Annotated in this window: 31 protein-coding genes; 25 read left to right on the top strand and 6 right to left on the bottom strand. The window is 31.6% G+C overall.

Going from position 1 to position 25,444, the window contains the following annotated elements:
• The first annotated feature begins 189 nt into the window (after nt 1-189).
• From lgt to CLOS_RS15835, 16 genes are all read left to right on the top strand, one after another.
• Nucleotides 190-1,035 carry a prolipoprotein diacylglyceryl transferase gene (gene lgt, locus CLOS_RS05465; protein ID WP_012158916.1) on the top strand — a complete coding sequence of 282 codons (846 nt, stop codon included), beginning with the start codon at nt 190-192 and terminating at the stop codon, nt 1,033-1,035.
• Nucleotides 1,036-1,059: 24 nt separating this feature from the next.
• On the top strand, nt 1,060-3,336 hold the full coding sequence (locus tag CLOS_RS05470; protein WP_012158917.1) for a spermine synthase: 2,277 nt from the start codon (nt 1,060-1,062) through the stop codon (nt 3,334-3,336).
• Between the two features lie 62 nt (nt 3,337-3,398).
• Nucleotides 3,399-3,596, top strand: coding sequence for a hypothetical protein (locus tag CLOS_RS05475; RefSeq protein ID WP_041719031.1), 198 nt, complete (start codon nt 3,399-3,401; stop codon nt 3,594-3,596).
• Nucleotides 3,597-3,598: 2 nt separating this feature from the next.
• A complete protein-coding gene (locus CLOS_RS15545) occupies nt 3,599-3,763 on the top strand; it encodes an aspartyl-phosphate phosphatase Spo0E family protein (RefSeq protein ID WP_083757129.1) in 165 nt (54 codons plus the stop codon).
• A 52-nt stretch (nt 3,764-3,815) separates the two neighbouring features.
• Nucleotides 3,816-4,244, top strand: a complete 429-nt coding sequence (locus CLOS_RS05480; RefSeq protein WP_012158919.1) for a SoxR reducing system RseC family protein — start codon at nt 3,816-3,818, stop codon at nt 4,242-4,244.
• A gap of 50 nt (nt 4,245-4,294) precedes the next feature.
• Nucleotides 4,295-4,888, top strand: coding sequence for a hypothetical protein (locus CLOS_RS05485; protein WP_012158920.1), 594 nt, complete (start codon nt 4,295-4,297; stop codon nt 4,886-4,888).
• A 150-nt stretch (nt 4,889-5,038) separates the two neighbouring features.
• The gene (locus CLOS_RS05490) at nt 5,039-6,295 is read left to right on the top strand and encodes a hypothetical protein (RefSeq protein WP_012158921.1); all 1,257 of its coding nucleotides are present in this window, start codon (nt 5,039-5,041) and stop codon (nt 6,293-6,295) included.
• Between the two features lie 417 nt (nt 6,296-6,712).
• Nucleotides 6,713-7,414: a TIGR01906 family membrane protein gene (locus CLOS_RS05495; RefSeq protein ID WP_012158922.1), complete on the top strand. Its 702-nt coding sequence runs from the start codon at nt 6,713-6,715 to the stop codon at nt 7,412-7,414.
• Nucleotides 7,415-7,587: 173 nt separating this feature from the next.
• Nucleotides 7,588-8,592, top strand: coding sequence for a cytochrome D1 domain-containing protein (locus tag CLOS_RS05500; protein WP_012158923.1), 1,005 nt, complete (start codon nt 7,588-7,590; stop codon nt 8,590-8,592).
• Nucleotides 8,593-8,694: 102 nt separating this feature from the next.
• On the top strand, nt 8,695-8,997 hold the full coding sequence (locus tag CLOS_RS05505) for a metal-sensitive transcriptional regulator (RefSeq protein WP_012158924.1): 303 nt from the start codon (nt 8,695-8,697) through the stop codon (nt 8,995-8,997).
• A gap of 16 nt (nt 8,998-9,013) precedes the next feature.
• Nucleotides 9,014-11,461 (top strand): heavy metal translocating P-type ATPase, encoded by a 2,448-nt coding sequence (locus CLOS_RS05510; RefSeq protein WP_012158925.1) that lies wholly within the window; start codon nt 9,014-9,016, stop codon nt 11,459-11,461.
• An 85-nt stretch (nt 11,462-11,546) separates the two neighbouring features.
• Nucleotides 11,547-11,762 carry a heavy-metal-associated domain-containing protein gene (locus CLOS_RS05515; RefSeq protein WP_012158926.1) on the top strand — a complete coding sequence of 72 codons (216 nt, stop codon included), beginning with the start codon at nt 11,547-11,549 and terminating at the stop codon, nt 11,760-11,762.
• A gap of 175 nt (nt 11,763-11,937) precedes the next feature.
• Entirely contained in the window at nt 11,938-12,072 is a 135-nt protein-coding gene (locus tag CLOS_RS16305) for an LDCC motif putative metal-binding protein (RefSeq protein WP_278183751.1), read from the top strand.
• Between the two features lie 12 nt (nt 12,073-12,084).
• Entirely contained in the window at nt 12,085-12,243 is a 159-nt protein-coding gene (locus tag CLOS_RS16030) for a hypothetical protein (protein WP_198006333.1), read from the top strand.
• Nucleotides 12,244-12,281: 38 nt separating this feature from the next.
• Nucleotides 12,282-12,533: an NAD(P)H-dependent oxidoreductase subunit E gene (locus CLOS_RS05520; protein ID WP_012158927.1), complete on the top strand. Its 252-nt coding sequence runs from the start codon at nt 12,282-12,284 to the stop codon at nt 12,531-12,533.
• Nucleotides 12,534-12,609: 76 nt separating this feature from the next.
• Nucleotides 12,610-12,759 carry a hypothetical protein gene (locus CLOS_RS15835; protein ID WP_156774408.1) on the top strand — a complete coding sequence of 50 codons (150 nt, stop codon included), beginning with the start codon at nt 12,610-12,612 and terminating at the stop codon, nt 12,757-12,759.
• 72 nt (nt 12,760-12,831) lie between these two features.
• Here CLOS_RS15835 and CLOS_RS05525 read toward each other — a convergent pair whose 3' ends face one another.
• The gene (locus CLOS_RS05525) at nt 12,832-13,860 is read right to left on the bottom strand and encodes a cell wall-binding repeat-containing protein (RefSeq protein WP_012158928.1); all 1,029 of its coding nucleotides are present in this window, start codon (nt 13,858-13,860) and stop codon (nt 12,832-12,834) included.
• Between the two features lie 219 nt (nt 13,861-14,079).
• Between CLOS_RS05525 and CLOS_RS15840 the strand changes: the two genes are divergently transcribed.
• From CLOS_RS15840 to CLOS_RS05540, 4 genes are all read left to right on the top strand, one after another.
• Nucleotides 14,080-14,235 carry a hypothetical protein gene (locus CLOS_RS15840; protein ID WP_156774409.1) on the top strand — a complete coding sequence of 52 codons (156 nt, stop codon included), beginning with the start codon at nt 14,080-14,082 and terminating at the stop codon, nt 14,233-14,235.
• A 180-nt stretch (nt 14,236-14,415) separates the two neighbouring features.
• Complete coding sequence (locus tag CLOS_RS05530; protein ID WP_242649600.1) at nt 14,416-15,009, top strand: methyltransferase family protein; 594 nt, start codon at nt 14,416-14,418, stop codon at nt 15,007-15,009.
• A gap of 114 nt (nt 15,010-15,123) precedes the next feature.
• On the top strand, nt 15,124-15,582 hold the full coding sequence (locus CLOS_RS05535) for a hypothetical protein (protein ID WP_012158930.1): 459 nt from the start codon (nt 15,124-15,126) through the stop codon (nt 15,580-15,582).
• Between the two features lie 129 nt (nt 15,583-15,711).
• Nucleotides 15,712-16,413, top strand: coding sequence for a cytochrome c biogenesis CcdA family protein (locus CLOS_RS05540; RefSeq protein WP_012158931.1), 702 nt, complete (start codon nt 15,712-15,714; stop codon nt 16,411-16,413).
• A gap of 78 nt (nt 16,414-16,491) precedes the next feature.
• Here the strand turns inward: CLOS_RS05540 and CLOS_RS05545 are convergent, their stop codons facing one another.
• The 4 genes from CLOS_RS05545 to CLOS_RS05560 are packed head-to-tail and all read right to left on the bottom strand — an operon-like array spanning nt 16,492 to nt 19,707.
• Nucleotides 16,492-17,406, bottom strand: coding sequence for a PLP-dependent cysteine synthase family protein (locus CLOS_RS05545; RefSeq protein ID WP_012158932.1), 915 nt, complete (start codon nt 17,404-17,406; stop codon nt 16,492-16,494).
• A gap of 37 nt (nt 17,407-17,443) precedes the next feature.
• Entirely contained in the window at nt 17,444-18,568 is a 1,125-nt protein-coding gene (locus CLOS_RS05550) for a bifunctional cystathionine gamma-lyase/homocysteine desulfhydrase (protein WP_012158933.1), read from the bottom strand.
• A gap of 29 nt (nt 18,569-18,597) precedes the next feature.
• A complete protein-coding gene (locus CLOS_RS05555; RefSeq protein WP_012158934.1) occupies nt 18,598-19,056 on the bottom strand; it encodes an S-ribosylhomocysteine lyase in 459 nt (152 codons plus the stop codon).
• The gene (locus tag CLOS_RS05560) at nt 19,057-19,707 is read right to left on the bottom strand and encodes a class I SAM-dependent methyltransferase (RefSeq protein ID WP_012158935.1); all 651 of its coding nucleotides are present in this window, start codon (nt 19,705-19,707) and stop codon (nt 19,057-19,059) included.
• Between the two features lie 415 nt (nt 19,708-20,122).
• Between CLOS_RS05560 and CLOS_RS05565 the strand changes: the two genes are divergently transcribed.
• The 5 genes from CLOS_RS05565 (at nt 20,123) to CLOS_RS05585 (ending at nt 24,249) form a co-directional block, all read left to right on the top strand.
• Nucleotides 20,123-20,374 (top strand): zinc ribbon domain-containing protein, encoded by a 252-nt coding sequence (locus CLOS_RS05565; protein ID WP_012158936.1) that lies wholly within the window; start codon nt 20,123-20,125, stop codon nt 20,372-20,374.
• A 4-nt stretch (nt 20,375-20,378) separates the two neighbouring features.
• Nucleotides 20,379-21,776 (top strand): two-component system sensor histidine kinase NtrB, encoded by a 1,398-nt coding sequence (locus tag CLOS_RS05570; protein ID WP_012158937.1) that lies wholly within the window; start codon nt 20,379-20,381, stop codon nt 21,774-21,776.
• On the top strand, nt 21,769-23,124 hold the full coding sequence (locus CLOS_RS05575; protein ID WP_012158938.1) for a sigma-54-dependent transcriptional regulator: 1,356 nt from the start codon (nt 21,769-21,771) through the stop codon (nt 23,122-23,124). The genes CLOS_RS05570 and CLOS_RS05575 overlap by 8 nt, the downstream gene beginning before the upstream one ends.
• Nucleotides 23,125-23,252: 128 nt before the next feature.
• Nucleotides 23,253-23,465, top strand: coding sequence for a hypothetical protein (locus CLOS_RS05580; RefSeq protein WP_041719035.1), 213 nt, complete (start codon nt 23,253-23,255; stop codon nt 23,463-23,465).
• A gap of 166 nt (nt 23,466-23,631) precedes the next feature.
• A complete protein-coding gene (locus CLOS_RS05585; protein ID WP_012158939.1) occupies nt 23,632-24,249 on the top strand; it encodes a class I SAM-dependent methyltransferase in 618 nt (205 codons plus the stop codon).
• Nucleotides 24,250-24,486: 237 nt separating this feature from the next.
• On the opposite strand, the gene CLOS_RS05590 is transcribed toward CLOS_RS05585, so the two are convergent.
• On the bottom strand, nt 24,487-25,269 hold the full coding sequence (locus CLOS_RS05590) for a ZIP family metal transporter (RefSeq protein WP_012158940.1): 783 nt from the start codon (nt 25,267-25,269) through the stop codon (nt 24,487-24,489).
• Nucleotides 25,270-25,444: the final 175 nt, after the last annotated feature.

Raw genomic sequence — 25,444 nt, forward strand, 5'->3', positions numbered from 1 at the left:
TTACAGGGAAAGTATAACTATTATTTATAAATATAAAAAAGGTAAATGTGTGAAAGCAGCTTTATGAAGAAGCTGCTTTATATATTTATGCACTAAAATAAAACTTGGCACAGATATTGCATTCTAAAAAGGTATGACTTGACTAAAGAGTTTAACCTAAGGCTTACTAATATGAGAGGAGACTAAAGAATGAAAGTACTGTTTAATGTTGGAGGATTTTCAATCCATTTATTTGGAGCAACTATTGCATTAGGGATTTTAGTAGGATTTTTTGTTATGTTGTTTGAAGCTAAAAGAAAGGGGTTAGATCAGGATAAATTAACAGATTTAGCTATGTATACAGTTATAGTCGGAATTATAGGTGCACGTTTAAATTATATATTAGCCTTTAATCCTTCCTATTATATACAAAATCCAAAGGAAATTTTTATGATTCATCAGGGAGGTCTATCGATTCAAGGTGCTCTAATTGCAGGAACTATATTTGCTCTTTGGTATATGAAAAAGAAGAACATTCCTATATGGAAAACGGCCGATGCATTTGCTCCAGCTATTATTATAGGACAGGCAATTGGTCGAGTGGGCTGTGATGTATTTGGAATTCCTATGGCTAAGTCTTGGTTTTGGGGAGTTAATGTAGGGGGAGAGCTTCTACATCCTGCTCAGATTTATGAAGCAATATTAAATTATATTTTGTTTCTTGTTTTATGGAATAAAAGAAAAAATATTAAATATGATGGTCAAATATTTTTCATCTATATCGTCGGATTTTCAATCAACAGATTTATTGTTGAATTCTTTAGAACAAATCCAATGATATTTGGACCAATATCCATTGCCCATGTTTTCAGTCTAGGAATTATATTGATAGCATTTATGGGGGCGGCTTGGTTAAAGAAAAAGCAGGAAAACCTACAGTTAGATGTAGGAAATGACGCAGCAGTAAAAAGTAAGATAGATATAAAAGGTACTGTTATAGTTGGAGTTGCTATGATTATATCTGTTGCTTTTTATTATTTTATTCATAGCATTTAATCTAGGGTTCATGGAGGGGTAGAGATGAGTAAGTATTCACGCAGGGATATTCTTTTATTAATAGGAATTTCAATGATTACCATGAGTGTAATCTCATTTGAAATGCTATTAACAAGACTGTTTTCAACAATATTGGCTTATCATTTTGCTTTTTTAGTTACTTCTTTAGCTATATTGGGTTCAGGTATCGGGGGGATGATTGCTTATAAGAAGGAGAATATAAGCAGTATATTTACAAATTATAGTATAATTTTACCGTTTAGTTACTTGTTCATAATTTTAATGATCTATTTGAGGCCATTTTTAGATAATCTAACTTACTATAGTGTTTTAGCAACAATGCCTTTTCTAATAGCTGGAATGATCATTTCAACAATATTTAAGAAAAATGCACATATTAGTAATCGAATATATTTTGCTGACCTGATTGGGTCAGCACTTGGGAGTTTGGCTATATTATTATTGCTAAATCATAAGGGGTTTATATACAGCCTATTTGGAATAGCTTTTGTAGGGGCATTAGGTAGCTTAGCGTTAGTAGATTCAAGGAAAAAACAAAGAAAATTTGTTCTAGCACTACCTATAATTCTTCTGGGAATAATCCTTTATCAGGGAACTGTTATGAAACAAATAGAAACTAATTTCTTAGCATACGATACTAGTCCCTATACACTAATGGGTGCATTAAGGGATAGCAAGCAACCAGTAAAATCAACTGATTTTATAGGATGGAATGCCATGGCTAGAACCGATGTAATAGAAACACAAGACCCAAATGAGAAAATCATTATTAGTGATGGAGGAGCCAGTGCTCCTATGATAAAATTTAGCGGCGACCTAGATGAAATTGAATATTTGAAAGATGAGGTTGGCTTTATTCCATTTGCCTTCGGTAATAATGAAAGTAGCTTAATTATAGGATCTGGTGGGGGAAGGGACATAGTTTTTGCATTATTAGGCGGAGTGGACAAGATTGATGCTGTAGAAATTAATCCCCTAACAATTAAAGCTGCTGATAAGTATAAAGATTTTAATGGTGGCATATATGATATGCCAGGTGTTGAATTATTTATTGAAGATGGAAGAAGTTTTATAGAAAAGACTACAGAAAAGTACGATAATATCTATTTATCTTTAGTAATGTCTAATGCGGTAGAACACTCAGCATTAGCTATGTCAGAAGGATATGTATTTACTCAAGAAGCTCTTGAAAAATATCTAGACTTATTAACTGATAATGGAAAATTAAGCTTTGTTATGCATTCTAGTACAGATTTATTTAGAGGGTTAAACACAGCGATACAGGGTCTAATAAACAGAGGTGTAGATAAAGATAAAGTTCTAGATTATTTTGCTATTATCAATAGTATGTCATTAGAAGATTCTCAGAAGCGTGGCACAAGTATTCATAAACCAGTATTAATAGTAAAGAAAAGCCCTTTTACTGAAGCTGAATATCAAGAGCTATGGAAAGTAATTAACGAGCAAGAAAGGCAAACAATTCATGTAAAACCTTCCACCATATTAAAAGACTACGTTGATTTTTCTGAAGGTAAGCTGGATTTTAATGAGTTAATAAATGGTACACCTTTAAATTTAAAACCTATAACAGATCAAAATCCATTTTTCTACAACTTTACCCCAGGCGGATCAAATACTTTAAAGGTACTAATATTTGTAAGTTTACTAGCTTTACTAGGTATATTTAAGACTACGAAAAAGGTAGAAACAAAAAGGAGTTCTCTGTACTTTACTTTGTTAGGAATTGCATTTATGTTAGTTGAAATACCTTTGATTCAAAAAATTGTACTATTTGTTGGAAATCCAACTCAAGCATTTAGTTATGTTTTATTTATATTATTAGTAAGTAGTGGACTTGGCAGCCTATTCAATAAACTTACCATTTGGAATAAATACAGTAAAAATAAATACTTACCGCTACTCTTTAGTGGATTACTTTTATTTGGGCAAAGTATGGCTATTCGGTCAGTTATTCCAATGTTTATGGGTGCAAATATAGGAACTAAACTTATATTGATGATTTTAATCATAAGTCCATTAGGATTCTTTATGGGTATGCCTTTTGCAAGGGGAATTTGGCTCCTAGGAGAATATGAACGAGAGAATGATATTCCTCTAATGTGGGGAGTAAACGGAATAGCTTCCGTATTGGGATCAACCCTAGCCCTTATGCTATCTATGGAATGGGGATTTTATACTTCTGAAATACTAGCCGGAGCTATTTATATTATATTGTTTGTGGTGGAATTTATCAAAAGGGAAGAGACAGTGGCATTATAAGGCTAAAGCACTAGGAAGTTAATACTATTTAATTATATATGGATTTTTTGGGAGGATATATTATGAAAGGTAAGATTCATAAAAAGAAATTTCAAATTAATAAATGTCCTTCCTGCAGTTCAACTAATGTAGGGAAGTTAGGTAAGTCAAGTTACTTTTGTCGTAATTGTTTTGTACAAATAAATAAGGAACAAAATCAAATATATATAAATATTACTTCAGAAGATGGAAAGACAATAGAGAGAATAAGGGTGATATAAATATGAATCAAACTATCAGAGAATACTCTCTAGAAACAGAAATAGAAAGATTGCGAGAAGAGCTTAATAAAAAATTGGAAGGCACAAGCTTATCAGATGATAATATTTTGTGTATAAGCCAAGAATTAGATATATTGATTACTCAATATACAAAAAAGGATATATAAACAATAGATAGATGAAATTAAGAAAAAGAATAAATTTTATGGAGGTGTAATGATGGAGAAAGTTGGATTTGTAAAATCTTTAGAAGGTGATTACGCAATTATAGAAATTCGAAGAGCTAGTGCTTGTGGAGAAAAATGTGCATCTTGTAAAGGAGGTTGTGCTCCTACCGCAGTATATGCAAGAGTTAAAAATAATGTAAATGCATCAGTAGGGCAGTTTGTAAAGTTGCATACCGAGAGCAAAAAGGTTATAAACGCAGCTTTCTTGGCATATATGATCCCTTTATTTAGTCTGATTATAGGAGTTCTAGTGGGTTTATGGTTCGCCATGTATTTAGGATATGAAGAGCAACAAGAGTTAATAGGAGCTGGTATTGGTCTTGTGTTTCTTGCAATTTCTTATCTGTTTCTAAGATTTAAAGATAAGAAACTAAAAGAGAGTGGAAGTATGGAGATCGTAATATCACACATTATTAAGTAGAAATCTAGACTATCCTATAGATTTAATCACAAATAGAAAGGAAGAATATCATGAAGAAGAAAGTAAGTATTCTTATTGTAAGTATTCTAATTATATCAGCAGTTGGAGTTAGTATTGGTCAGCTAAAGGATACATCTATCTTAGGATTTTTCAATCAGGAAAAAAGCAAAGATGAAACTAAAGATTTAAGTAAGGATATTGAGTTAGAAGATACTTCAAATTTGGAAGAAAATTTAGAAGAAAATCTGCAGACAGAAGAGACTAAGTTAAGGGAAAAACTTATAAGAGTAGATTCAAATGGAGCGGTAGCCGTGGGAGTTACTTTTCTAAATCCTATAGAAGATAGTGAAGATTACTTGAGCTTTGAAGTTATCTTAGATACACATTCGGTTGAACTAGATCAGTATAATTTAGGGAATATGGCCACACTTTTTATAGGTGATGAAATAAAGATTACAGAAGGACTTAAGTGGGAGACTGAAGGATCAGGGCACCATATGATAGGATATCTTAAATCACCTAGGAATTATGAAGGAAAAATAATAGACTATTTAGAGTCAGATTTTATAGAATTAGAAATAAATGATCTAGATGGAGTAGCCTCTAGAAAATTTAGGTGGGAAAAGGAAGAAATAACATTATAATAGTAACTTATAATATTAAGGTGAGTAAATTATAAAATAATATGGTAAAAAGGATAGAAATAATAAATATAAAATAAGGGTATTGGATTATGGCAATACCCTTATTAAACGATTAGAATTTATTATATTACGGAGGTAAATATTAAATTTATGGAGGATAATCTTAAGAAATTAGTGGAGCAGTACAAAGAAGATCAAGAATCAGTATATAATACATGGTTTATTTATAATGAAACTAGAATGAAAGCTTTTAGATCAATACGAAAAGGGGTTAAAGATACTGTTCTTTCAATTCAACAAGATACCTTTGGAAATGATTTTAAAGGGTCTCCCCTAGAATTTGTATTAAACTGCATTACAGAGCAGAAACAAGTTTTTGAAGGAGCAGCACATGCTTTTTATTGGAAGCCTAAATTAAGAATTCCTGATATATATGAAAATGAAGTGAATAAACGACTCTTTGCACAGTTTCTAGAAACTTGTATGTCTGCAAATTCAGCTGATAAGTTAATTAAGGAAATAATAAAATTAGATGGTTTTAATATTAAAGGATTAGGACCAGCAGCTGCCAATATTCTATACTTTTTACATCCAACTTTAATGCCACCATTTAATACGGCAATAGTAAATGGATTTAATGCTGTATTTAAAGATAAAAAGAAATTAGGGTCTTGGCAACAATATTTAGAAATGAGAGAAATAATAATGAAAGCAAATGAAGAAATTCAGCCTATGCTTTCGAAAGACTTAGGAGCAATATCGGGTCTATTATTTGATATTGGCGTTGGAAAGATAGTTTTAAACGAGACCTGGGCAAGTGTACTTAAGTTTGAAAAAAGTAAATTAGAAAAAGTATGGAAAAAACGCCATAATGAATTAGAACAGGAGTTATTAGAAGAAAATGAGCACCTAAAAATACAAGTAATGCTTACTGAAATAGGTATAGATCTAGGCTATAACGTTTATGTAGCAAAAAATGATCGAAAAAAATCTTTAGATGACAAGAGTTTAGAGTTTCTTACAGTATCAGAACTTCCTCCCTTAAATTTACCTTATGATGTAGTTAAAACCATATCTTTAATTGATGTAATTTGGATAAATAAAGATACTAATGTAATAGAATGTGCTTTCGAAATAGAAAAAAGCACTTCTATATATTCTGGAATTTTAAGATTATATGATTTAGCAACATCTCTAGGCGATAGAAAGTATAATTTTTTCTTAGTTGCTCCCAACTCACGTGAAAAAGAAATCATTGCCCAGCTTAAACGGCCAGCATTTAGAAACCTTAGTCATCTTGAGTTAAGATATATATTATTTTCTGATCTAAAACAAGATTGTGAAAGCATCTGTAAATTCGGAGATGATTATAAAATATTGTTAAAGCTTGCAAAGGGAATAGGATAGTAACAGGTGAAGAATTTAACACAATAGGTGTGTGTTATGCAACATTAGTTATGAAGAATAGCTCTGAAATATAATCTTATTAAAAATAATTATATTTATATTTTTTAATATGCTTTCTATAATATAATTATTATAAAAACATGAGGAGTCGTTTTAAATAATAAAATAATGCAAAGGCTAGTGTTGAAAAATACTGGCCTTTTAATATATTGAGAAATAATAAGCGCAGTTAAGTACAATTAAAAACAAGGGTAATTGATAAAAGTGGCACTAAATTTGCATATAATAGATAAATATAGATAGATCCATAAAAAATGATTCTACAAATTACAAAAATCTATAGAGGACGTAAATGGGCAAAACTTTGGTGATTAGAGATTTACAATAAAATTTATTAAATAAAGAAGAGGTTATTACATGGACAAGTTAAAATACTCGATGATTTACACGATTATAGGAATATTGCTATCGGTTGCTACTTTACTTACAAGTACTGAATTCATAGCTTTTAATATGAGTAATTATAAAAGCTCTTTTCAAAAATACAATATATCTTCAAAAACTGGTATAGATAAAGAAAATCTTGAGTATGTTGTGAAAGATTTACTTTCCTACTTACAGGATGAGAAGGATGTATTAGATACAGTGACAGTTATAAAAGGAGAGGAAAGAGTAGTTTTTGGAGAACGAGAAAGGCTTCATATGGTTGATGTAAAAGAATTATTTATGAAAGGGTGGACTATCAGAAATACAAGTATAACTATTTTAGGATTATTAGTATTGTTTGTAATCGTTAAAGATCAGTTGTGGAAAAGAGATTTATCTAAATCATTGTTTTACACAGGGATAGGAAATATTTTGTTTGTAGGAATATTTCTACTTTTACTTTATTTTGACTTTAGTAAGTACTTTACCTATTTTCATCAAATTTTCTTTAATAATGATCTTTGGATTTTAAACCCTAATACAGAGATATTAATCCAAATGGTTCCAGAAGGATTTTTCTATGATACAGCAGTTAAAATTATTAGTTTATTTATCAGTAGCATTTCTATAATTGGATCTGTAGGTTATATTTTATATCGAAATAAAGCTATATACAAAGCTAATTACAAGTAAAAATAGTAGTATTTTTATATTGGCATGAATTTTGCGTTAATTAAAGCTTGTAGATTACTTTTTAAATATAGGAAGGGAGGAATAATATATTATTAGAAATAAAGTAATTAGATGATTAGGAGTAGCAAGTTTTAAATTAAATAAATATGTTGTTAAGAGGAGGTTTAAGAAGAATGAAAAATAGAACGGCAATAAGATTAACAATAGTTATCTTAACTATAGGAGTTCTAATTTCAAGTTGGAAATATTTCAACAGGAAATACAGCTACTATGCGTATGTAGCCAATACTGGAGATGGAACTATATCTGTTATTGATACAGAAATGGATGAGGTTATTGAAACAATTAAAGTGGATGATGAAATTTCAGATGGAATAGCTGCGAACCCTATGAATAATGAAGTATATACAGCTAACTATAGAAAAGGAGTATTAAATATTATAGATGGTATAAACTTTAATATTAAGGAAAAATTAGAATTAGGAAGAAATATACATGGCATTGATGTTTCTCCTGATGGTAAATTTTTATACGTAACAAGTGGAGATTTACAAGAGGGAGAAGAGTTTAATTATATTATGATTTATGATACTAAGGAGAGAAAAATAGTTAAAGAAATTAAATCAAATTCAAAAAGTCCTGCTCATATAAGTTTTAGTGAGGATAGTAAATTTGCTTTTGTATCTAATGTAATGTCAAATGATATTTCAGTTATTGATACTGAAAAGCAAGAAATAATTAGGACAATTCCTGTAGGCAATACACCGAATGAAGGGAAATTATCAATGGATGGAAAACTGCTATACGTCGCCAATTTGATGGATAATGTATTATCAATTGTAGATATAGAAAAAGAAAGTGAAATTGAAAGAATTCCAGCAGGAAAAGGAACCCATGGCGTAGCAGTAACAGATGACGATAAATACGTTTGGACTGCCAATCGTTTTTCTAATGATGTAACTATTATTGACTTAGAAAGTAAAGTTGTAGTAGAAACAATTACTACAGGAAAAGTACCAAACCATGTTTTTAGGGTACCAAATTCTAAAAAAATGTATGTATCCAACTTAGATTCTGGGGATATTGCTGTGGTAAATACAGAGACATATGAGATAACAAAGAAAATAAAAGTAGGTCAAAAGCCACATGAGATTGGATTTTTGCAATATAAAAATTAAATTCTAGTTAGAATATTCTATTTTAGGTATAAAATAATATTTTTTTAAAATGTCTTTACATACCTATGGGGGGTATGGTATATTAAATTTAGGAGGTGACCCATGAAGGATTATTGTCAAAGGCAAAAGATACCAACGACAAGTTCGCTAGAAAATCAAAAAGCTGTTATAGATAGATTAAATAGAGCAGAAGGTCAAATTAGAGGTATTAGAAATATGATTGAAAATGGAGCTTATTGTGATGATGTTATTAATCAGATAGAAGCTTCCAGATGTGCCTTACATGCTGTACAGATCATTCTACTAGAGAGTCATATAAAAAACTGTGTAGTAGATCAGCTGCAGCATGGAGACACCGATGTAATAGAAGAAATTCTAAAAACCATTAAAAAGTTAACTAAATAAAAAAGGAGGAAAATACATGGAAACAAAATCATTGAAAATACAGGGGATGACCTGTGCATCTTGTGCAGCCTCTGTTGAAAAGGCTACTAAAAAGCTACAGGGAGTAAAAGAATCAAATGTTAACTTTGCTACGGAAAAGTTAAATATAACATTTGATGAAACAAAGGTTTCTGTAGGGGACATTCAAGCTGCTGTAGAAAAAGCAGGATATAAGGCTATATCTGACTCTGCTAATAGAACTCTAAAAATAGAAGGGATGACTTGCGCATCCTGTGCACAATCTGTTGAAAAGGCTGTTAAAAAACTTGATGGTGTTAATGAGGCAAGTGTTAATTTTGCTACTGAGAAACTAAATATTAGCTATGATTCTTCAAAAGTGAAGACTATAGATATAAAGAAGGCAGTAGAAAAAGCTGGGTATAAGGCTATAGAAGAAGAAACTACAGTGGATGCAGATAAAGAAAGAAAAGAAAGAGAAATGAAAGTTTTGTGGAGAAAATTTATAGTTTCTGCCATATTTACAATACCAATGCTATATATTACCATGGGTCATATGTTAGGGATTCATCTTCCAGAGATCATAGATCCTATGATGAATCCAACAAATTTTGGTCTAGCACAGTTAATCCTAGTTATACCTTCGGTGATAGCAGGTTATAAATTCTATACAGTAGGATTTACAGCACTAATAAGAAGAAGTCCGAATATGGATTCCCTTATTGCAATAGGTACAGCTGCAGCATTTGTATATGGAATATTTGCCATAGTACAGATTTCAGAAGGCAATATAGAATATGCTAATGATTTATATTTTGAAGCAGCTAGCGTAATTATAACACTGATATTGCTTGGTAAATATCTGGAATCAGTTACAAAGGGAAAAACTTCAGAGGCTATAAAGAAACTTATGGGGCTTGCGCCTAAAACAGCTATTATTATAAGAGATGGAAAAGAAGTAGAAATCAGTATTGAAGAAGTAGAAGTTGGCGATGTAATAGTAGTTAAGCCTGGAGAAAAAATGCCTGTAGACGGTGTAGTTGTAGAAGGAAATACTTCTGTAGATGAATCCATGTTAACAGGTGAAAGTATCCCAGTAGAGAAAAATGCTGGAGACAATATTATAGGTGCAAGTATAAATAAAAACGGTACTATAAAATATAAAGCTACACGAGTTGGAAAAGATACAGCACTTGCCCAAATTATAAAACTAGTAGAAGATGCTCAAGGCTCAAAGGCTCCGATTGCTAAGCTGGCAGATATAATTTCAGGTTACTTTGTTCCGGTAGTTATTGTGTTAGCAATTGCTTCAGGATTAGCTTGGTATTTCATTGGGGGAGAGTCCCTATTATTCGCCTTAACTATATTTATATCTACACTTGTTATTGCTTGTCCTTGTGCACTAGGCCTTGCAACGCCAACAGCGATTATGGTTGGTACAGGTAAAGGTGCAGAAAATGGGGTTTTAATAAAGAGCGGTGTTGCATTAGAAACTGCGCATAAAATAAAAACAATTGTATTTGATAAAACAGGTACCATTACAGAAGGTAAGCCGAAGGTTACAGATGTAGTTGTAGCAAATGGAATAACAGAAGATGAATTACTTCAATTAACAGCATCAGCAGAAAAAGGGTCTGAGCATCCACTTGGAGAAGCAATAGTAAAAGGTGCAGAAGAAAAAGGATTAGAATTTAAGAAGTTAGATAAATTTGCTGCTATACCAGGTCACGGGATAGAAGTAACCATAGATGGAAAAGTTATTTTAGCAGGTAATAGAAAACTTATGGTAGACAGAAAAATAGCAATAGATAAACTTGAAGATGCATCAAACAAATTAGCAGAAGAAGGAAAAACCCCGATGTATGTAGCTATAGATAACAAGATTGCAGGAATCATAGCAGTTGCTGATACTGTTAAAGAAAACAGTAAAAGAGCAATAGAAAAGCTTCATAAAATGGGAATTGAAGTAGCCATGATAACAGGAGATAATAAGAGAACTGCAGCAGCTATTGCTAAGCAAGTAGGGATAGACAGAATTTTAGCAGAGGTTTTACCAGAGGATAAGGCAAATGAAGTTAAAAAACTTCAAGCAGAAGGCAGAAAAGTTGCTATGGTTGGTGATGGTATAAATGATGCTCCAGCACTGGCACAAGCAGATATAGGAATAGCCATAGGTTCTGGAACAGACGTTGCTATGGAATCAGCAGATATCGTTCTTATGAGAAGTGATTTGATGGATGTTCCTACAGCTATACAATTAAGTAAGAGTACCATAAGAAATATTAAAGAAAATCTATTCTGGGCTTTTGCTTATAATACTCTAGGAATACCAGTTGCCATGGGAGTACTGCATATATTTGGTGGACCACTTCTAAGTCCAGTGCTTGCAGCGTTAGCTATGACCTTTAGTTCTGTATCAGTATTACTAAATGCATTGCGATTAAAAGGATTTAAGCCTGTCAGATAATATTTTTAAAATATCAGCAAATAATCTGCAAATATTATGGCAGATTAAATAAATCAAATAATTATATTTGAAGGGAGAAAATGAAATGAAAAAGAAAATATTAATTGAAGGAATGAGCTGTGGAAACTGTGTTAAGCATACTGAGGAGGCTCTAAAAGAAATATGTGGAGTAAAATCTGTAAAGGTTGACCTTGAAGGAAAGAATGCAGTAGTGGACCTTGCACATCCTGTAGATGATGCAAAGTTTAAAGCGGCTATAGATGAGGCTGGTTATGAAGTCGTAGGAATAGAAGAACTATAAATCTATAAGCTTAATCATTTAATAAAACTGTATTTAGATTTATAGAAATTTGAGTCTAAATGCAGTTTTTCTATATATGTTATTTTGTAATAACTTAGTCATAAATTACATTTCAAGAATTGGTATAGAATTTGCATATATAAATATTAAATGAATAGATATAGGAGGCGATTTTATGAAAAAGTGGTTTCAAAAATTATTAAAATCAATTGAGGAAGCAAATAAGCAAAGTTTTGGAAATCAAAAATTAGATTGTTGTGATTTAAATAAGAACAATGGAAAAGGAAATGATAGTCAGCAGAAAAAATAGGGAGGCATGCCAATGTATGATTGGATAATCGTGGCTTTTGTAGCAGCATATATATTCTTTATGATAAGACGTGGTGGCTGTTGTGGAGGACATAGTAATAGCAATACACATCAAAGTACAGGAAATAAAAATTGTTGCAGTGGAAATAGGGATGAAATTAATAAAGGATAAGATATCTGAATTGATTTATTATACAGAAGAGGAGATGGATGATAGTGATAAAAGTGGAGGTCTGTAGCCATTGCAAATCACAATCCTGTAATATAAACAAAGGAGTAGATATTTTTGAAGAATTAAAAATGTATGAGGAATTATTTCTAGAAAAAAATATAGTGTTCGATGTTAAAGAATGTGGCTGCCTAGGGAAATGTAAAGGACCTGTAGTGAAAATTAATGGAAAAATCTATACGAAAGTAGATGCAGATAAAGTAGAAGAGATTTTAAATGAATTGATTGGTTAGCTAAATTTTAAAATACGTTTATATATAGATTAGAACTTTATTTAATAAAAAGATGAAATAGTTAGGAGATGTTAGAATGGGATGCTGTGGAGGCGGCTACAATCAAAATCCTAAAAATGAAGATATGGAGCATAAAGAAGAATATATCAGTGGCACTTCAGCTCTTATATATTTTGTAGTAGGTATGCTTATACTAGGCTTAGTAGCCACATACTTTATAAAATAAATAATAAATTTAATAGATAAGAGGCTATCTCAAAATAGAAATTAATTTCTATGGCGAGGCAGCCTCTGATGTCTACATATGCATATGACTCGTATCAATAGATAGGGCTTGCTCTATCTCAATTTGCACTTTAGAAGAGATTGTATTATCATTTCCTATAATCCATCCGTGCATGAAAGGCGGCCTAGGCTCCTCTTTAGGCGTAGGTTTTACTGATTCGATATAATGCATTATAGCATCAGGAAGTTTATTTTGATCTACAGGTAAAATAGGTGCATGCTTTCCTAAATGGCCAAAGACGGCACTTGAGGCACTATTATGAGGAATATGAATTGATGTGAAAGTAAAAGCATGACCATCTCTATAATTTCTTCCCCATCCGAACTTACCATTAGGACTTTTATACTTAGCAAAATTAACAGCTACTTCATAAGGGGTGATGCCTGATATACGGTCTACAAATGCTACATTTAGGTTTCGAATTTCTTCCTCAACATTTTTAGATATTGTATTTAGACTGCCTATAATAAAAACATTAGGATTTTTTGTAGATTGAATTACTTTTCTAGTATACCAGTTTAGTTGGTGCTTTTGTGTAAACAGGATTACATCTCCAGAGTGAGCAGCATAAGCACATGCACACAATCCTTCTCTATAGTCCTCTCCAGATACAACCATAATATTTTGGGGATATTCTAGATATTCCGCAGTCTTAGCTGCTGTGTCATAGAAATTCATACCACTAATTCTCTTTGTTCCTAATCCCAACATATTAAGTTGTTGCTGGACAAAGTAAGAAATTCCACCAACAATAAAAACTTTTATTCCGTTAACTCCCTTAGGGTTTAATTTAAAAATTTGGGATAAAGTAGCAGGATCTAAATAATTTGTAGGTGTAAATAGGATTGGTGCATTCCGTGGAAAATGAACAAGTGATGTAGATGTAAATGCATCTTGCCATATTTCCCCACTGGCTAAAATAATAGAATCAGGAGGCTTATCAGCATAAACAATATCTGATACTTTTATTGCATTTTCATAAATATTACAGCCGCAAATACGAGTTGTATTTAAAGTATTCTTTATTTTACAAGATTGCAAAATTAATCACTCCTTATTGGGTTTTTATAATAGTTTATTCCAACTTATTTAAAAGGTGAAAAAACAAATTATATTACGATTTCAAAAAGTAAGATAAATAGCAAATAAAGATACTCAATTTACCATAGTATTAATTACTAAAAACAGATTTCCTCTTATAAGAACCTATTTTTGGCATGAAATTTGCAAATAATAAGAGGAGAAAGGGGGGATATTCTAATGGGTTGTTGTGGAGGCGGTCATCATCAACATAATCAAAGTTCTAAGAAAGAAGATGTAAATAACCAAAGTGAAAATACTCGCAGTATTTCAACTATGCATATCATAGGAGGCTTATTTGTATTAGGATTAGTAGCTATGTATTTTTTACAATAATAGTAATTTAGATTTAAATTGTTACAATCAAATGAAGAATTTGCCACACTAGGTGTAGGATATGCAACAGTAAGAAATATAAAAATTAGGGCAAGAATTGGCCTATGCAGGAGGTAACATATGCATTTACTAGATGAATATGCCTATGGTTTATGGGGATCAGTACTATTTAATATTGTAATGTTTGTAGCATTTGCTTATTTAGCGTTTAAGCCTCAAACTAAGAAAGATTGGAGAACTTTAGGTGCATTCACTTCATTTTTGGTAGCATTATTTGCTGAAATGTTTGGATTTCCCCTTACCATATATATATTGACATCAATTCTAGGGAATAGGTATCCAGTTCTAGATCCATTTACTCATTTAAATGGACATTTATGGGTAGCTTTTGCTGGGGGATCTCATACTGTATATTCCATATTACATCCGCTAAGTAACCTATTTATTTTTATAGGATTAGTCATTATAGCTATAGGATGGCGAGGAATACATGGTGGCAATGGAAGGTTAGTAACAGAAGGTATATATAGTAGGGTCAGGCATCCTCAATATACTGGATTTACATTAATGATTTTAGGTTTTCTTATCCAATGGCCTACAATTATTACATTAGTAATGGCTCCTAGTTTATTAATAATGTATAAGAGGTTATCTAAAAAAGAAGAGGAAGTAATGATAGCAGAGTTTGGAGAAGAATATTTGGAATATAAGGAAAGGGTCCCAGCGTTTATTCCTATAAGAATTAGAAGGAATAAAGGGGAACATAATTATTAAAATAAGCTTATAAAAAATAATTATCTTCATAATTTCTTCAAAATCTTTTTTTATAATGTAAGATAGGCAAGGTTTATTTATTAAAATCTATAAATTAAAGAGGAGGAAATGACTATGAAAAAAAGAGCATTAATAATAGCAAGTGCAGCCATTATTACAGTAGCATCTATTGGAGGTTATGCCTTTGCTCAGGGAAATAATAAAGGAGAACTAAGTAATCAACCAAAAGCTATAGCTGAAGAAACAGAAACAACAAGAAACAATAACAATCACTGCGGAAATAATGAAGAGATGATTCAAATCATGAAGGATAATGGCTTTGCAGATATGGCAAAGTGGATGGAAGAAGGCGACTTTGATGCAATGAATGACTTCATGAATAATATGTCAGAAGAAGATTATGAAAAAATGATTGATTTAATGAATGAAAATGGCTATGGACATATGTCAAATATGATGAATTCTATGGGAAGAGAAGGCATGATGAATATGCACAATTCCATGATGGGTGAAAATGGCTCTAAATCTAGCACAATGGGTAAAATGATGAGGAATATGATGGGGACATTTTAATAATAAAATAGAGTAAAATAATAGAATTTGATGATATATACAAAAAAGAAAGCATTACTACTAAAGATAAGTCTTATAAATACATAGGGCTTATCTTTTTTTTGAGCACTTTAAAAGGGGGAAATTTTGATGAGCCAATATATGAATATGTTACAAGAATTAATTCTAGGGGATTCTGTAGGAGTGTATATAGTCGTATTTTTAATAGGGTTTATTTCGTCTTTAAATCCACATATGTTAGGAATGGTACCAATTTATGTAGGACATATGGTAAGTAGCAATAATCAAAAGAAATTGATCAATTTAATCTTATTTGCATTAAGCTTTTCGATCATATTAACTGGGCTGGGAGTTGGAGTATCAGCAGTAGGAATGTCGCTACATTCTATTATGACAATAAGTTATGTTATGGCAGGATTGATATATTTATTCATGGGTTTAAGTCTTTTAGGCCTTAGATTATCCAGTATGATACCAATAGAGATCATAGTACTTCACTCAAGTAAAAAGCCATATAGAAACAGTGTCTTAAGGAATATACTTATGCCTGTAATATTTACTCCTTGTAGTTTACCTTTTATTGTATCAATACTTACCCTAGCAATGGTAAAGGGAAGTATTATATATGGAGGAACGATTTTATTTGTTTTTGGACTAGGTCATAGCTTGATTTTCATATTATTTGGTTTGTTTTCGGATGTTTTGATTAGGCTTAATGACAGATTGAATCATAATAAAATTCTACATAGGATATTAGGAGTAGTTTTTGTGATTCTAGGAATTGTATTTATTAGCTTAAATCAGAATTCTAGTATACATAATCATCATTAAGAATAAATATCTTCATTTGCAGTAATATTGCTAAGCAAACGATAAAAGACACCTTGCACACACAAGATGTCTTTTTTTCTAATACCGATAAATGTTTTTGCTTAAATAGCGTTCAGCTCCATCAGGAAAAATAACTACTATATTTCCAGCTTCCATGTTTCGAGCCTGCTCTAAAGCTCCGTAGAAGGCAGCACCAGAGGAGGAGCCTACAAGTAAACCTTCTTTTGTAGCTAGTTGCTTTACCATATGGAAGGCTTTTGCATCACTCACCTTAACAACTTCATCGATTAGTTTTAAATCTAATGTAGAAGGAATAAAATCATTTCCGATTCCCTCTATTTCATAATCGCCTTTAATTCCGCCTCCTATAATAGAGCCTATGGGATCTGCAATAACTCCTTTAACAGCAAGGTCATGATCTCTAAAATATTTCATAATACCAGTAAAGGTGCCTCCTGATCCAGCTCCGGAAACAAAAACATCGACTTTCCCATCTAACTGTTCATGAATTTCTTTAGCAGTATATAAATAATGAACTTCAGGATTATCTAGATTATTAAATTGATCTGCAACAAATACAGTCTTAATTTCTTTTTTTAGGCGTTCTACTTCCTTGAAAGCCCCCTTTAGACCATCGGCCGTTGGTGTATTAATAATCTTAGCTCCAAGGGCCTTCATAATCATCTGCTTCTCTATAGAAAATTTTCCAGGAACTACTAGGATTAGTTCATATCCTTTATTAAGGGCAGCAAGAGCTAAGCCAATTCCAGTATTTCCTGCAGTAGCTTCAACGATAGTATAACCTGGTTTTAATTCTCCCCTTTCCTCTGCTTTCTTAATAATCCAATCTCCGATACGATCTTTAATAGATCCTCCTGGGTTTAAAAATTCAAGCTTTGCAAATATATTTACATTTTTAGGTAGATTAAAATTATTTAATTTGATTATGGGCGTATTACCAATTAATTCAGTAATATGATTGTAATAATGCATGTTTTCCTCCTGTAGAAAATGGATTTATGAATTTGCTCTATTTAAAGGGATTTAAATCATTTATAATATCCTGCACATCTTCAACACCAACAGATAATCGAACTAAAGTATCTGTAATCCCTATAGCATTTCTTTTTTCTACAGGGATAGAAGCATGTGTCATCTTAGCAGGTACAGAGATTAAACTTTCAATGCCACCTAAGCTTTCTGCTAAGGTAATAATTTTTAGATTAGACATTAACTTCGCTAGGGTGTTTTCATCAGAAACTTCAAAGGAAAGCATGCCCCCAAAATTTTTCATTTGACTTTTGTAATTTTCTACTTCTGAAGATAGGCCAGGGTAATAAACTTTATTTACCCAAGTTTGCTTGGAAAGCCATTTGGAAATCTTTAAAGCATTTTCACAGTGACGATCCATTCGCAAAGGTAGAGTTCTCATACCCTTCATTAAAACCCAGCTATCCTGAGGTCCTAATATGGCGCCTACTGCATTTTGTATAAAATGAAGACTATTCGCTAACTCCTTTGAGTTTACTACAGCTAAACCAGCAACCACATCACTATGCCCACTTAGATACTTTGTAGCACTGTGTAATACGATATCAGCTCCTAGTTCCATAGGTCTTTGCAAGTAGGGACTCATAAAAGTATTATCTACTATAAGAAGTAGCTTATGAGCCTTAGCAATATCAGATATAGCAGCTATATCTGATAACTTCATTAAAGGATTAGATGGTGTTTCCATAAAAATTGCTTTTGTGTTAGATTGAATAGCTTTTTCAATATTTATAGGGTTTGTCGTATCTACTGAAGTATATTGAATTCCTAATTGAGAAAAGACTTTATCAATTACACGATAAGTTCCTCCGTATACATCATCCCCAAGAATAATATGATCTCCATTTTTAAATAACATAAGTACGGAGGAGGTAGCAGCCATTCCTGATCCAAAGGCAAATCCAGCATAACCTCCTTCTAAATCAGATATCAGCTTTTCAAGGGCTTCTCGAGTGGGATTGCCTGTTCTAGAATATTCGTAACCCTTATGTTTACCTACAGCATCTTGTCTATAGGTAGAAGTTTGGTAAATCGGTACTGTAACGGAACCAGTATTCTTATCACCATCTATTCCCCCATGAATTACTAATGTATTAAATTCCATAAAATATCTTCCTCCTATCAATTTTAATATTACAAAACCGGATATTTTTCATTTAACTGTGTTAATACCTGTCTAGCATATTCCTGAGCACCAAATAAAGATAAATCTTTATAATTACCGCATTGAATTGGATTAGCAGCAGGAACCTGATCTGATTCAATAACTTTAGATAAAGCGTTAATAAGTGCTTTTGTCACTTCTTCTTCAGTAATTTCGCAAGCCAGTATTAGATAAAACCCAGTTCTGCAGCCCATAGGAGAAATATCTATAACATTATTAAGCTCTTCACGAATATATCCTGCGAGTAAGTGCTCAAGAGCATGAACTGCACCTGTAGGCATAGTATCACCATTAGGTTGAGTAAATCTTAGATCAAACTTAGTTATTACATCGCCTTTGGGAGTATTTACTGTACCACATCTTCTAACAAATGGGGCTTGAACCTTTGTATGATCCATTGTAAAGCTCTCAACAACAATTCTTTCCATTTATAACCCTCCTTTAGTAGCACAGATAATCCAAACATATTTATTCATTTTTGATATAGTAAATGAATAGCCTAAATTTAAAAAGATATCCGTTATATCATTTATATATTCATAGTATTCAGCTTTTAAATCCTCTAAAAGGTTATATGCCCTGTCTTTCTCTACTTTATTTAGTAATTCTCTCTTGTATTCCTCTGACTCGAACATTGTATCTGCAATTACAATCTTACCTGATTGATTAAGAAAAGAATCTAAATAGGTAAGCGCTTGATGCTTTTCCTCTAAGTTTAGATGATGAAAAGCATAAGAAGTGACAATACTATCGAAAGTTTTTGCCACTGGAATTGATAAAAAATGACCATCAACAATTTCAATATGAGGTAACTTATCTTTAGCGATTCTTCGCATTTGTTTAGATGGTTCTATACCAATTACTTGAAATCCTTGTTGTTCTAAATGCTTAGTAAGGTTTCCGGTTCCTACACCAATTTCTAAAGTTAATCCCTGTTTCTTATCTTGAATTGCATCACAGATAGATTGAAGTGTAGTTTCATACCTTTCAAATACTTGGGTATATTCATTGTCAGTACTAAATACTGTGTTATCATATGTATTAGCCCATTGATCAAACAATTGATTAAAGTCTGCCATTTTCAACACCTCTTTGTAAAATAATATATCAATTAGAAATCCGAGTAAATAGATGTGAATTTAATTACCTAAATTCATATCTATTTACTTGGAATTAGAATAACATATTATTACAATTGAGTCGATAATTAAATTATATAAAATGAGAATTCGCAAACAATTATAAAAAAATCAATTTGTCGATTTTGGTATTAAATTTGCATAATAAAATGGTATGTTTTCTATTTTGTATTTCAAAGTTAGATAGAATAGATACTTAAAGAGAAAATGTGGTGATTGATAAGCAGAGTTAACATTAATATTGTAGGAAATACTACAAGAAATTGCGCCATATGCTACAATTACATTAGAACACTATAAATACCTATATAAATAGGCTATATAAAAATTTATAGAGTTAAGAGAGGATGAAAATATGCCAACGATAGTTTGTATTACACTATTTTTAATTATGTACTTCTTCTTAAGAGATGATAATAAAGATATTTCCTATGAACAGCCAGAGTGTATTGCTTGTAGTGGATGTGGAGAAAAGGTTAGTATAACTTATGATTATTGCCCAAATTGTAAGGAGAAGCTAAAAGAAGAATGCAATCATTGTAAGAAAATGATTAATATTAATTGGAGATATTGTCCATACTGTGGAACAACAAAGGAAAATAGGTGATTAAATGAACAAGGATAAGAAATCTAAAATAGTAATTATCTTGCTACTTCTTCTAATAACTATATTACATTACTCTACTAGATTAAGGCCATGGGGGATTCATGACTTTTATAGAAGATTATATTATATCCCTATTATATTGGCAGCATTTAAGTTTAGATTAAAAGGAGGATTCATTGTTTCAACTTTAGTGGTATTAATTTATGCTCCACATCTACTGACTTATTTTGGAGAACTTAATATAGAAGTTATCAATCAATTTTTAGAATCAGGAATGTTTATGATCATAGGACTAATAACTGGATATTTAGTGGAGCAGGATTATAAGAGGGGAAAAGCGCTGGAACATCAAGTAATTAAAATTGCAAACTTAGAAAATTATACTCATAATATTCTAGAAAGTATAGATAGTGGAGTTATGGCTTTTGAGGCTAATGGTAGTCTTCAGACTATAAATAGGCACATAGAAAAGATTTTAGGAAGTAAAGAGGAAGTGAATAGATTTTTAGCTCAGGAAGATATAATAAAACAAATTAATAGAGTACTGTTTGGAAAGGAAAAAGTTATTAAACAAGAACTAAGGTACACTAAAGGAAAAGATCATGAAATATATCTTGAAATAACAATCTATCCTATAATAAATACCTCTAAAGTACAAGAAGGTGCTGTAGTTGTAGTTCAGGATGTAACAATAGTTAAAAGGTTAGAAGCGGAGGTAAAGCGTGGAGAAAGATTAGCGGCTGTAGGGCAACTAGCTTCAGGTATTGCACATGAAATACGAAATCCGTTAGGTATTATTAAAACTATAAGTCAAACGATTAACCAAGATATAAAGGATGAAGAAATAAAAGAGGGACTAGATATTATTCAGCATGAAATAGATAGAGCCAATAAGGTAATTAAAGGTATTTTAGATTTTGCAAGGCCTAATAAAATTCAGGACTGCAAAATAGATTTAGAAAAGTTGTTAAATGAATTGGTTATGGTGACACGTAAATTTGCACAACAGCAAAATGTAGATTTAAGGTTTAATATATTAAAGCAAAATAAAATACAAGGAGACCCTGATAAATTAAAACAGGCCTTTATAAATATTATATTAAATGGAATACAAGCTATGAAGGATGGAGGAAAACTTGAGATTACACTTGAAGAAAGTGATAAAAAGTGGGCAGTTATTTCTTTTAAAGATGAAGGGGAAGGAATTTCAGATGAATTATTGGATAAGATTTTTAACCCATTTTTTACTACCAAAGAAAGTGGTACAGGATTAGGATTATCTATAACCCATAGTACTATAGAAGAGCATAATGGCAAAATTGAATTTAATAGTAAATTAGGGGAGGGTACTAATGTTAAGGTATATTTACCTTTAATGGATAAGGAGGATACTAATGAATAAGAGGATATTAATTATAGATGATGAAAAAAATATGCGTTGGGCAATAAAAAAAGCTCTTGAAAAAGAAGGGTATAACATTTACGAGGCAGAAAATGGGCAAGACGGGTTAGAAAAGCTTGAGGAAATTTATCCAGATCTAATTCTTTTAGACTTAAGAATGCCTGTGATGGATGGAATGGAAGCACTTCAAAGAATAAAAGAAATAAATCAGGATATTCCTGTAATCATGCTAACAGCCCATGGCACAATGGAGTCCGCAGTAGAAGCTATGAAACTCGGAGCATTAGATTATATTTCTAAACCATTTGATATAGAGGAACTAAAAGTTTTAATAAAAAAGGCATTAAATGTGGGCGAACTTAAGAGTGAGGTAAATTATTTAAGAGAAGAGCTAGAAAAAAACACTGGAAAAACAGTTATAGGCGAAAGTCCTAAAATGAAAAAGGTTCTAGAAATTGTAGAAAGGGTAGCAAGCACTAATGCTACTATTTTAATACTAGGCGAAAGTGGTACTGGTAAGGAAGTTATTGCAAATACTATTCACTATAACAGCGATCGCAAAGATAAACCCTATGTAAAAGTAAATTGTGGAGCAATTCCAGAAAATCTAATAGAAAGCGAACTCTTTGGATATGAAAAGGGTGCATTTACCGGTGCCATAGCTAGAAAAATTGGTAAATTTGAAAGAGCTAGAGGAGGAACTATTTTCTTAGATGAGATTGGGGAACTAGATTTGGGAATGCAAGTAAAGCTTCTTAGGGTACTGCAAGAAAGAGAATTTGAACGTGTTGGTGGGAATGAGACTATAAAAATTGATATTAGAGTAATTGCTGCAACAAATAAGGATCTTTTTAAAATGATGCAGGAGGGTAATTTTAGAGAAGATCTATACTATAGGCTTAATGTAATTCCAATAGAGCTTCCAGCACTGAGGGATAGAAAAGAAGATATTCCATTATTAATTGAGCATTTTTTAAATTATTATGGAAAGGAAATTGGGAGAAAAAATATGTCTATCAGTAAGAAAGCTATGGAAAAATTAATTCAATATAAATGGAGTGGAAATATCCGTGAGCTTGAAAATATGATAGAAAGATTGGTCATACTTGTAGATGGAGATATTATAGAAGAAAGACATTTACCTAGTGAAGTGTTTACACGCACAGAGATGGATAATGCTTTTAAGCTTCCCGAGAATGGAGTTAATTTAGAACAGGTTGAAAAAAGTTTAATAAGTCAGGCTCTGGAGATTAGTAATGGAAATCAGACACATGCTGCTAAACTTCTAGGAATCACTAGACATACTTTAATCTACAGGATTGAAAAGTATAATCTTCAAGATGTTTAAAGATAGCACTATATGGAAGGAATATAGTATCTATAGTAATGGGTCACACCTCTTCGGAACCATATAATTAAGCAAAGCATATATTATATTGAACAAATAATATACCCTATAAGAGAGGTGACTAAATAATGGATAATGAAATGATGAATATGATGATGCAATATCATCAAGATTTATATAGACTCCACTGTTGTCTAGCAAACCAACATCATCAAATGTCACAAACACAAATGCAGATTGCAAGTGCAAACTATCAAATGTATATGCATATGATGCATCATATGGAAGGAGAAAATAATAATAACCAAAGCCATTCAGTTATGAGTTATTCAAGATATTAAATATAGGAAAATGACTACAAAGTGGTTTATAAAGATTAATAAAATTAAATCCCCTGTTGTGTAATTATTGTGCAAGAATCTATTAAAATTTACTAGACAGGGGGATTATAATATATAAGGATGTTTAGATGTTTAGCTTAATCTTATATTACCAGGAGAGAATATTATGAACAATACAGAAAAAATTAGAAAAAGATATGATAGGGCATCAAAGTTTTATGATATATTTGAGCAGCCTATGGAAATGATGTCATTAAAAAAATGGAGATCAGAGGTTGTTAAAGATTTAAAGGGTAAGGTTCTTGAAGTAGGCGTAGGAACAGGCAAGAATATTCCCTATTACCCAGATAATATTGAAGCAACGGCTATTGATTTTAGTGAAAAAATGCTAGAAAAAGCAAGGGAGAAAGCTGAGCGATTCAATAAGAATATCAATTTAATTCATATGGATGCTCAAAATATGGATTTTCCTGATAATACATTTGATAGGGTTTTTACTACATGTGTATTTTGTTCTGTTCCAGATCCAATAAAAGGATTAAAAGAGATAAGGCGAGTATGTAAACCTGATGGGAAAATAATTATGATCGAACATGTAAGAAGTGAGAAAAAAGTATTAGGGCTTATAATGGATATACTGAATCCTCTAACTGTAAATTTATATGGTGCAAATATTAATAGAAGGACTGTAGGGAATATAGAAATGGCAGGATTTACAGGAGTAGAAGTAACAAATTTAACTGGAGATATTGTAAAGAAGATAGTAATTTATAATGAGAAGTAATAAAATTATCTGCCATAAAAAATTAAGATGAAGCATTTTTTGATTATACAAAATTTAACTAATCAAAGCCTGATTAACTAAAAAAGAAACCGAATTTTTCGGTTTTTTCTTATCATATATTCTTTTTTAATGATAATTTTATAATAAGTTATTTAATAACAATTGTATTATCAGTAGGTAATAGTGCATAGATGGTATGGATAACTATTTTCAAGCTTGTTTTTAAGAGTGGGAAAGTTAGCCGAGGCTAACATCAAGGAACATCATGATAACAAATCCAATTAACAACCCATAGGTAGCCCTACGTTCATAACTATGTTTTTGAGTTTCAGGAATTATTTCATCACAAATAACATAGAGCATAGCTCCTGCAGAAAAAGCTAGTGCATAAGGAAGTATAGGCTGTGCAATTTGAACTAAGCCTACACCAATAATACCACCAAGTGGTTCTATAAGTCCTGTAATTAAGGCAATTAAAAAAGCTTTTGTTGTAGAATACTTTTCTCTAATTAAAGCTAATGCTACGGCTAAACCTTCAGGAATATTTTGAAGTCCGATAGCAATAGCAATCGACATCCCATTTCCAATATCTCCATTCCCAAAACCCACACCTACTGCTAAACCTTCAGGGAAGTTATGAAGTGTTATCGCAATAATAAATAACCATACCTTCGTAAGATTGTTACGTTCTCCATTTGGAGTAAGCTTTAAAATACGATTATGTGGGGTGTGCTGGTCCATGAGATCTAAAAAGATCCCACCTAACATAATACCAATTACGGTGATTGTTGCACCTTGTATTCCACTTCCTCCGTATTCGATAGCAGGAATAATTAAACTAAATGAGGTGGCTGCCAACATTACGCCAGCTGCAAATCCAAGCATTGTATCCAACGTTTTATGAGAAACTTCTTTTGTGAAAAATATTGGTATAGCACCAAATCCAGTACAAAGGCCAGCAATTAAGCTAGCAGTTAATCCAACATAGATAATATTATACTCTGACAAAAATTCAATCAATGAATGCACCTCCCGATGATAAATTTTAACGCACCGTATAAACATTATATTAGTTATGTGAAGAAAAGGTGATTAGTCCAATCGATATTTAACTATAACTTCATGTGAGCAATTATTCATATAAAGTTATTGACAATAACTATTGGGAGGAATATAATAAAAATATAACACATGA

The sequence above is a fragment of the Alkaliphilus oremlandii OhILAs genome, from assembly GCF_000018325.1.
GTDB lineage: Bacteria > Bacillota > Clostridia > Peptostreptococcales > Natronincolaceae > Alkaliphilus_B > Alkaliphilus_B oremlandii.

Excerpts from the sequence above, each read along its gene's own strand:
- lgt (WP_012158916.1), top strand. The coding sequence starts at position 190 with ATGAAAGTACTGTTTAATGTTGGAGGATTTTCAATCCATTTATTTGGA.
- CLOS_RS05470 (WP_012158917.1), top strand. The coding sequence starts at position 1,060 with ATGAGTAAGTATTCACGCAGGGATATTCTTTTATTAATAGGAATTTCA.
- CLOS_RS05475 (WP_041719031.1), top strand. The coding sequence starts at position 3,399 with ATGAAAGGTAAGATTCATAAAAAGAAATTTCAAATTAATAAATGTCCT.
- CLOS_RS15545 (WP_083757129.1), top strand. The coding sequence starts at position 3,599 with ATGAATCAAACTATCAGAGAATACTCTCTAGAAACAGAAATAGAAAGA.
- CLOS_RS05480 (WP_012158919.1), top strand. The coding sequence starts at position 3,816 with ATGGAGAAAGTTGGATTTGTAAAATCTTTAGAAGGTGATTACGCAATT.
- CLOS_RS05485 (WP_012158920.1), top strand. The coding sequence starts at position 4,295 with ATGAAGAAGAAAGTAAGTATTCTTATTGTAAGTATTCTAATTATATCA.
- CLOS_RS05490 (WP_012158921.1), top strand. The coding sequence starts at position 5,039 with ATGGAGGATAATCTTAAGAAATTAGTGGAGCAGTACAAAGAAGATCAA.
- CLOS_RS05495 (WP_012158922.1), top strand. The coding sequence starts at position 6,713 with ATGGACAAGTTAAAATACTCGATGATTTACACGATTATAGGAATATTG.
- CLOS_RS05500 (WP_012158923.1), top strand. The coding sequence starts at position 7,588 with ATGAAAAATAGAACGGCAATAAGATTAACAATAGTTATCTTAACTATA.
- CLOS_RS05505 (WP_012158924.1), top strand. The coding sequence starts at position 8,695 with ATGAAGGATTATTGTCAAAGGCAAAAGATACCAACGACAAGTTCGCTA.
- CLOS_RS05510 (WP_012158925.1), top strand. The coding sequence starts at position 9,014 with ATGGAAACAAAATCATTGAAAATACAGGGGATGACCTGTGCATCTTGT.
- CLOS_RS05515 (WP_012158926.1), top strand. The coding sequence starts at position 11,547 with ATGAAAAAGAAAATATTAATTGAAGGAATGAGCTGTGGAAACTGTGTT.
- CLOS_RS16305 (WP_278183751.1), top strand. The coding sequence starts at position 11,938 with ATGAAAAAGTGGTTTCAAAAATTATTAAAATCAATTGAGGAAGCAAAT.
- CLOS_RS16030 (WP_198006333.1), top strand. The coding sequence starts at position 12,085 with ATGTATGATTGGATAATCGTGGCTTTTGTAGCAGCATATATATTCTTT.
- CLOS_RS05520 (WP_012158927.1), top strand. The coding sequence starts at position 12,282 with ATGATAGTGATAAAAGTGGAGGTCTGTAGCCATTGCAAATCACAATCC.
- CLOS_RS15835 (WP_156774408.1), top strand. The coding sequence starts at position 12,610 with ATGGGATGCTGTGGAGGCGGCTACAATCAAAATCCTAAAAATGAAGAT.
- CLOS_RS15840 (WP_156774409.1), top strand. The coding sequence starts at position 14,080 with ATGGGTTGTTGTGGAGGCGGTCATCATCAACATAATCAAAGTTCTAAG.
- CLOS_RS05530 (WP_242649600.1), top strand. The coding sequence starts at position 14,416 with ATGTTTGTAGCATTTGCTTATTTAGCGTTTAAGCCTCAAACTAAGAAA.
- CLOS_RS05535 (WP_012158930.1), top strand. The coding sequence starts at position 15,124 with ATGAAAAAAAGAGCATTAATAATAGCAAGTGCAGCCATTATTACAGTA.
- CLOS_RS05540 (WP_012158931.1), top strand. The coding sequence starts at position 15,712 with ATGAGCCAATATATGAATATGTTACAAGAATTAATTCTAGGGGATTCT.
- CLOS_RS05545 (WP_012158932.1), bottom strand. The coding sequence starts at position 17,406 with ATGCATTATTACAATCATATTACTGAATTAATTGGTAATACGCCCATA.
- CLOS_RS05550 (WP_012158933.1), bottom strand. The coding sequence starts at position 18,568 with ATGGAATTTAATACATTAGTAATTCATGGGGGAATAGATGGTGATAAG.
- CLOS_RS05555 (WP_012158934.1), bottom strand. The coding sequence starts at position 19,056 with ATGGAAAGAATTGTTGTTGAGAGCTTTACAATGGATCATACAAAGGTT.
- CLOS_RS05560 (WP_012158935.1), bottom strand. The coding sequence starts at position 19,707 with ATGGCAGACTTTAATCAATTGTTTGATCAATGGGCTAATACATATGAT.
- CLOS_RS05565 (WP_012158936.1), top strand. The coding sequence starts at position 20,123 with ATGCCAACGATAGTTTGTATTACACTATTTTTAATTATGTACTTCTTC.
- CLOS_RS05570 (WP_012158937.1), top strand. The coding sequence starts at position 20,379 with ATGAACAAGGATAAGAAATCTAAAATAGTAATTATCTTGCTACTTCTT.
- CLOS_RS05575 (WP_012158938.1), top strand. The coding sequence starts at position 21,769 with ATGAATAAGAGGATATTAATTATAGATGATGAAAAAAATATGCGTTGG.
- CLOS_RS05580 (WP_041719035.1), top strand. The coding sequence starts at position 23,253 with ATGGATAATGAAATGATGAATATGATGATGCAATATCATCAAGATTTA.
- CLOS_RS05585 (WP_012158939.1), top strand. The coding sequence starts at position 23,632 with ATGAACAATACAGAAAAAATTAGAAAAAGATATGATAGGGCATCAAAG.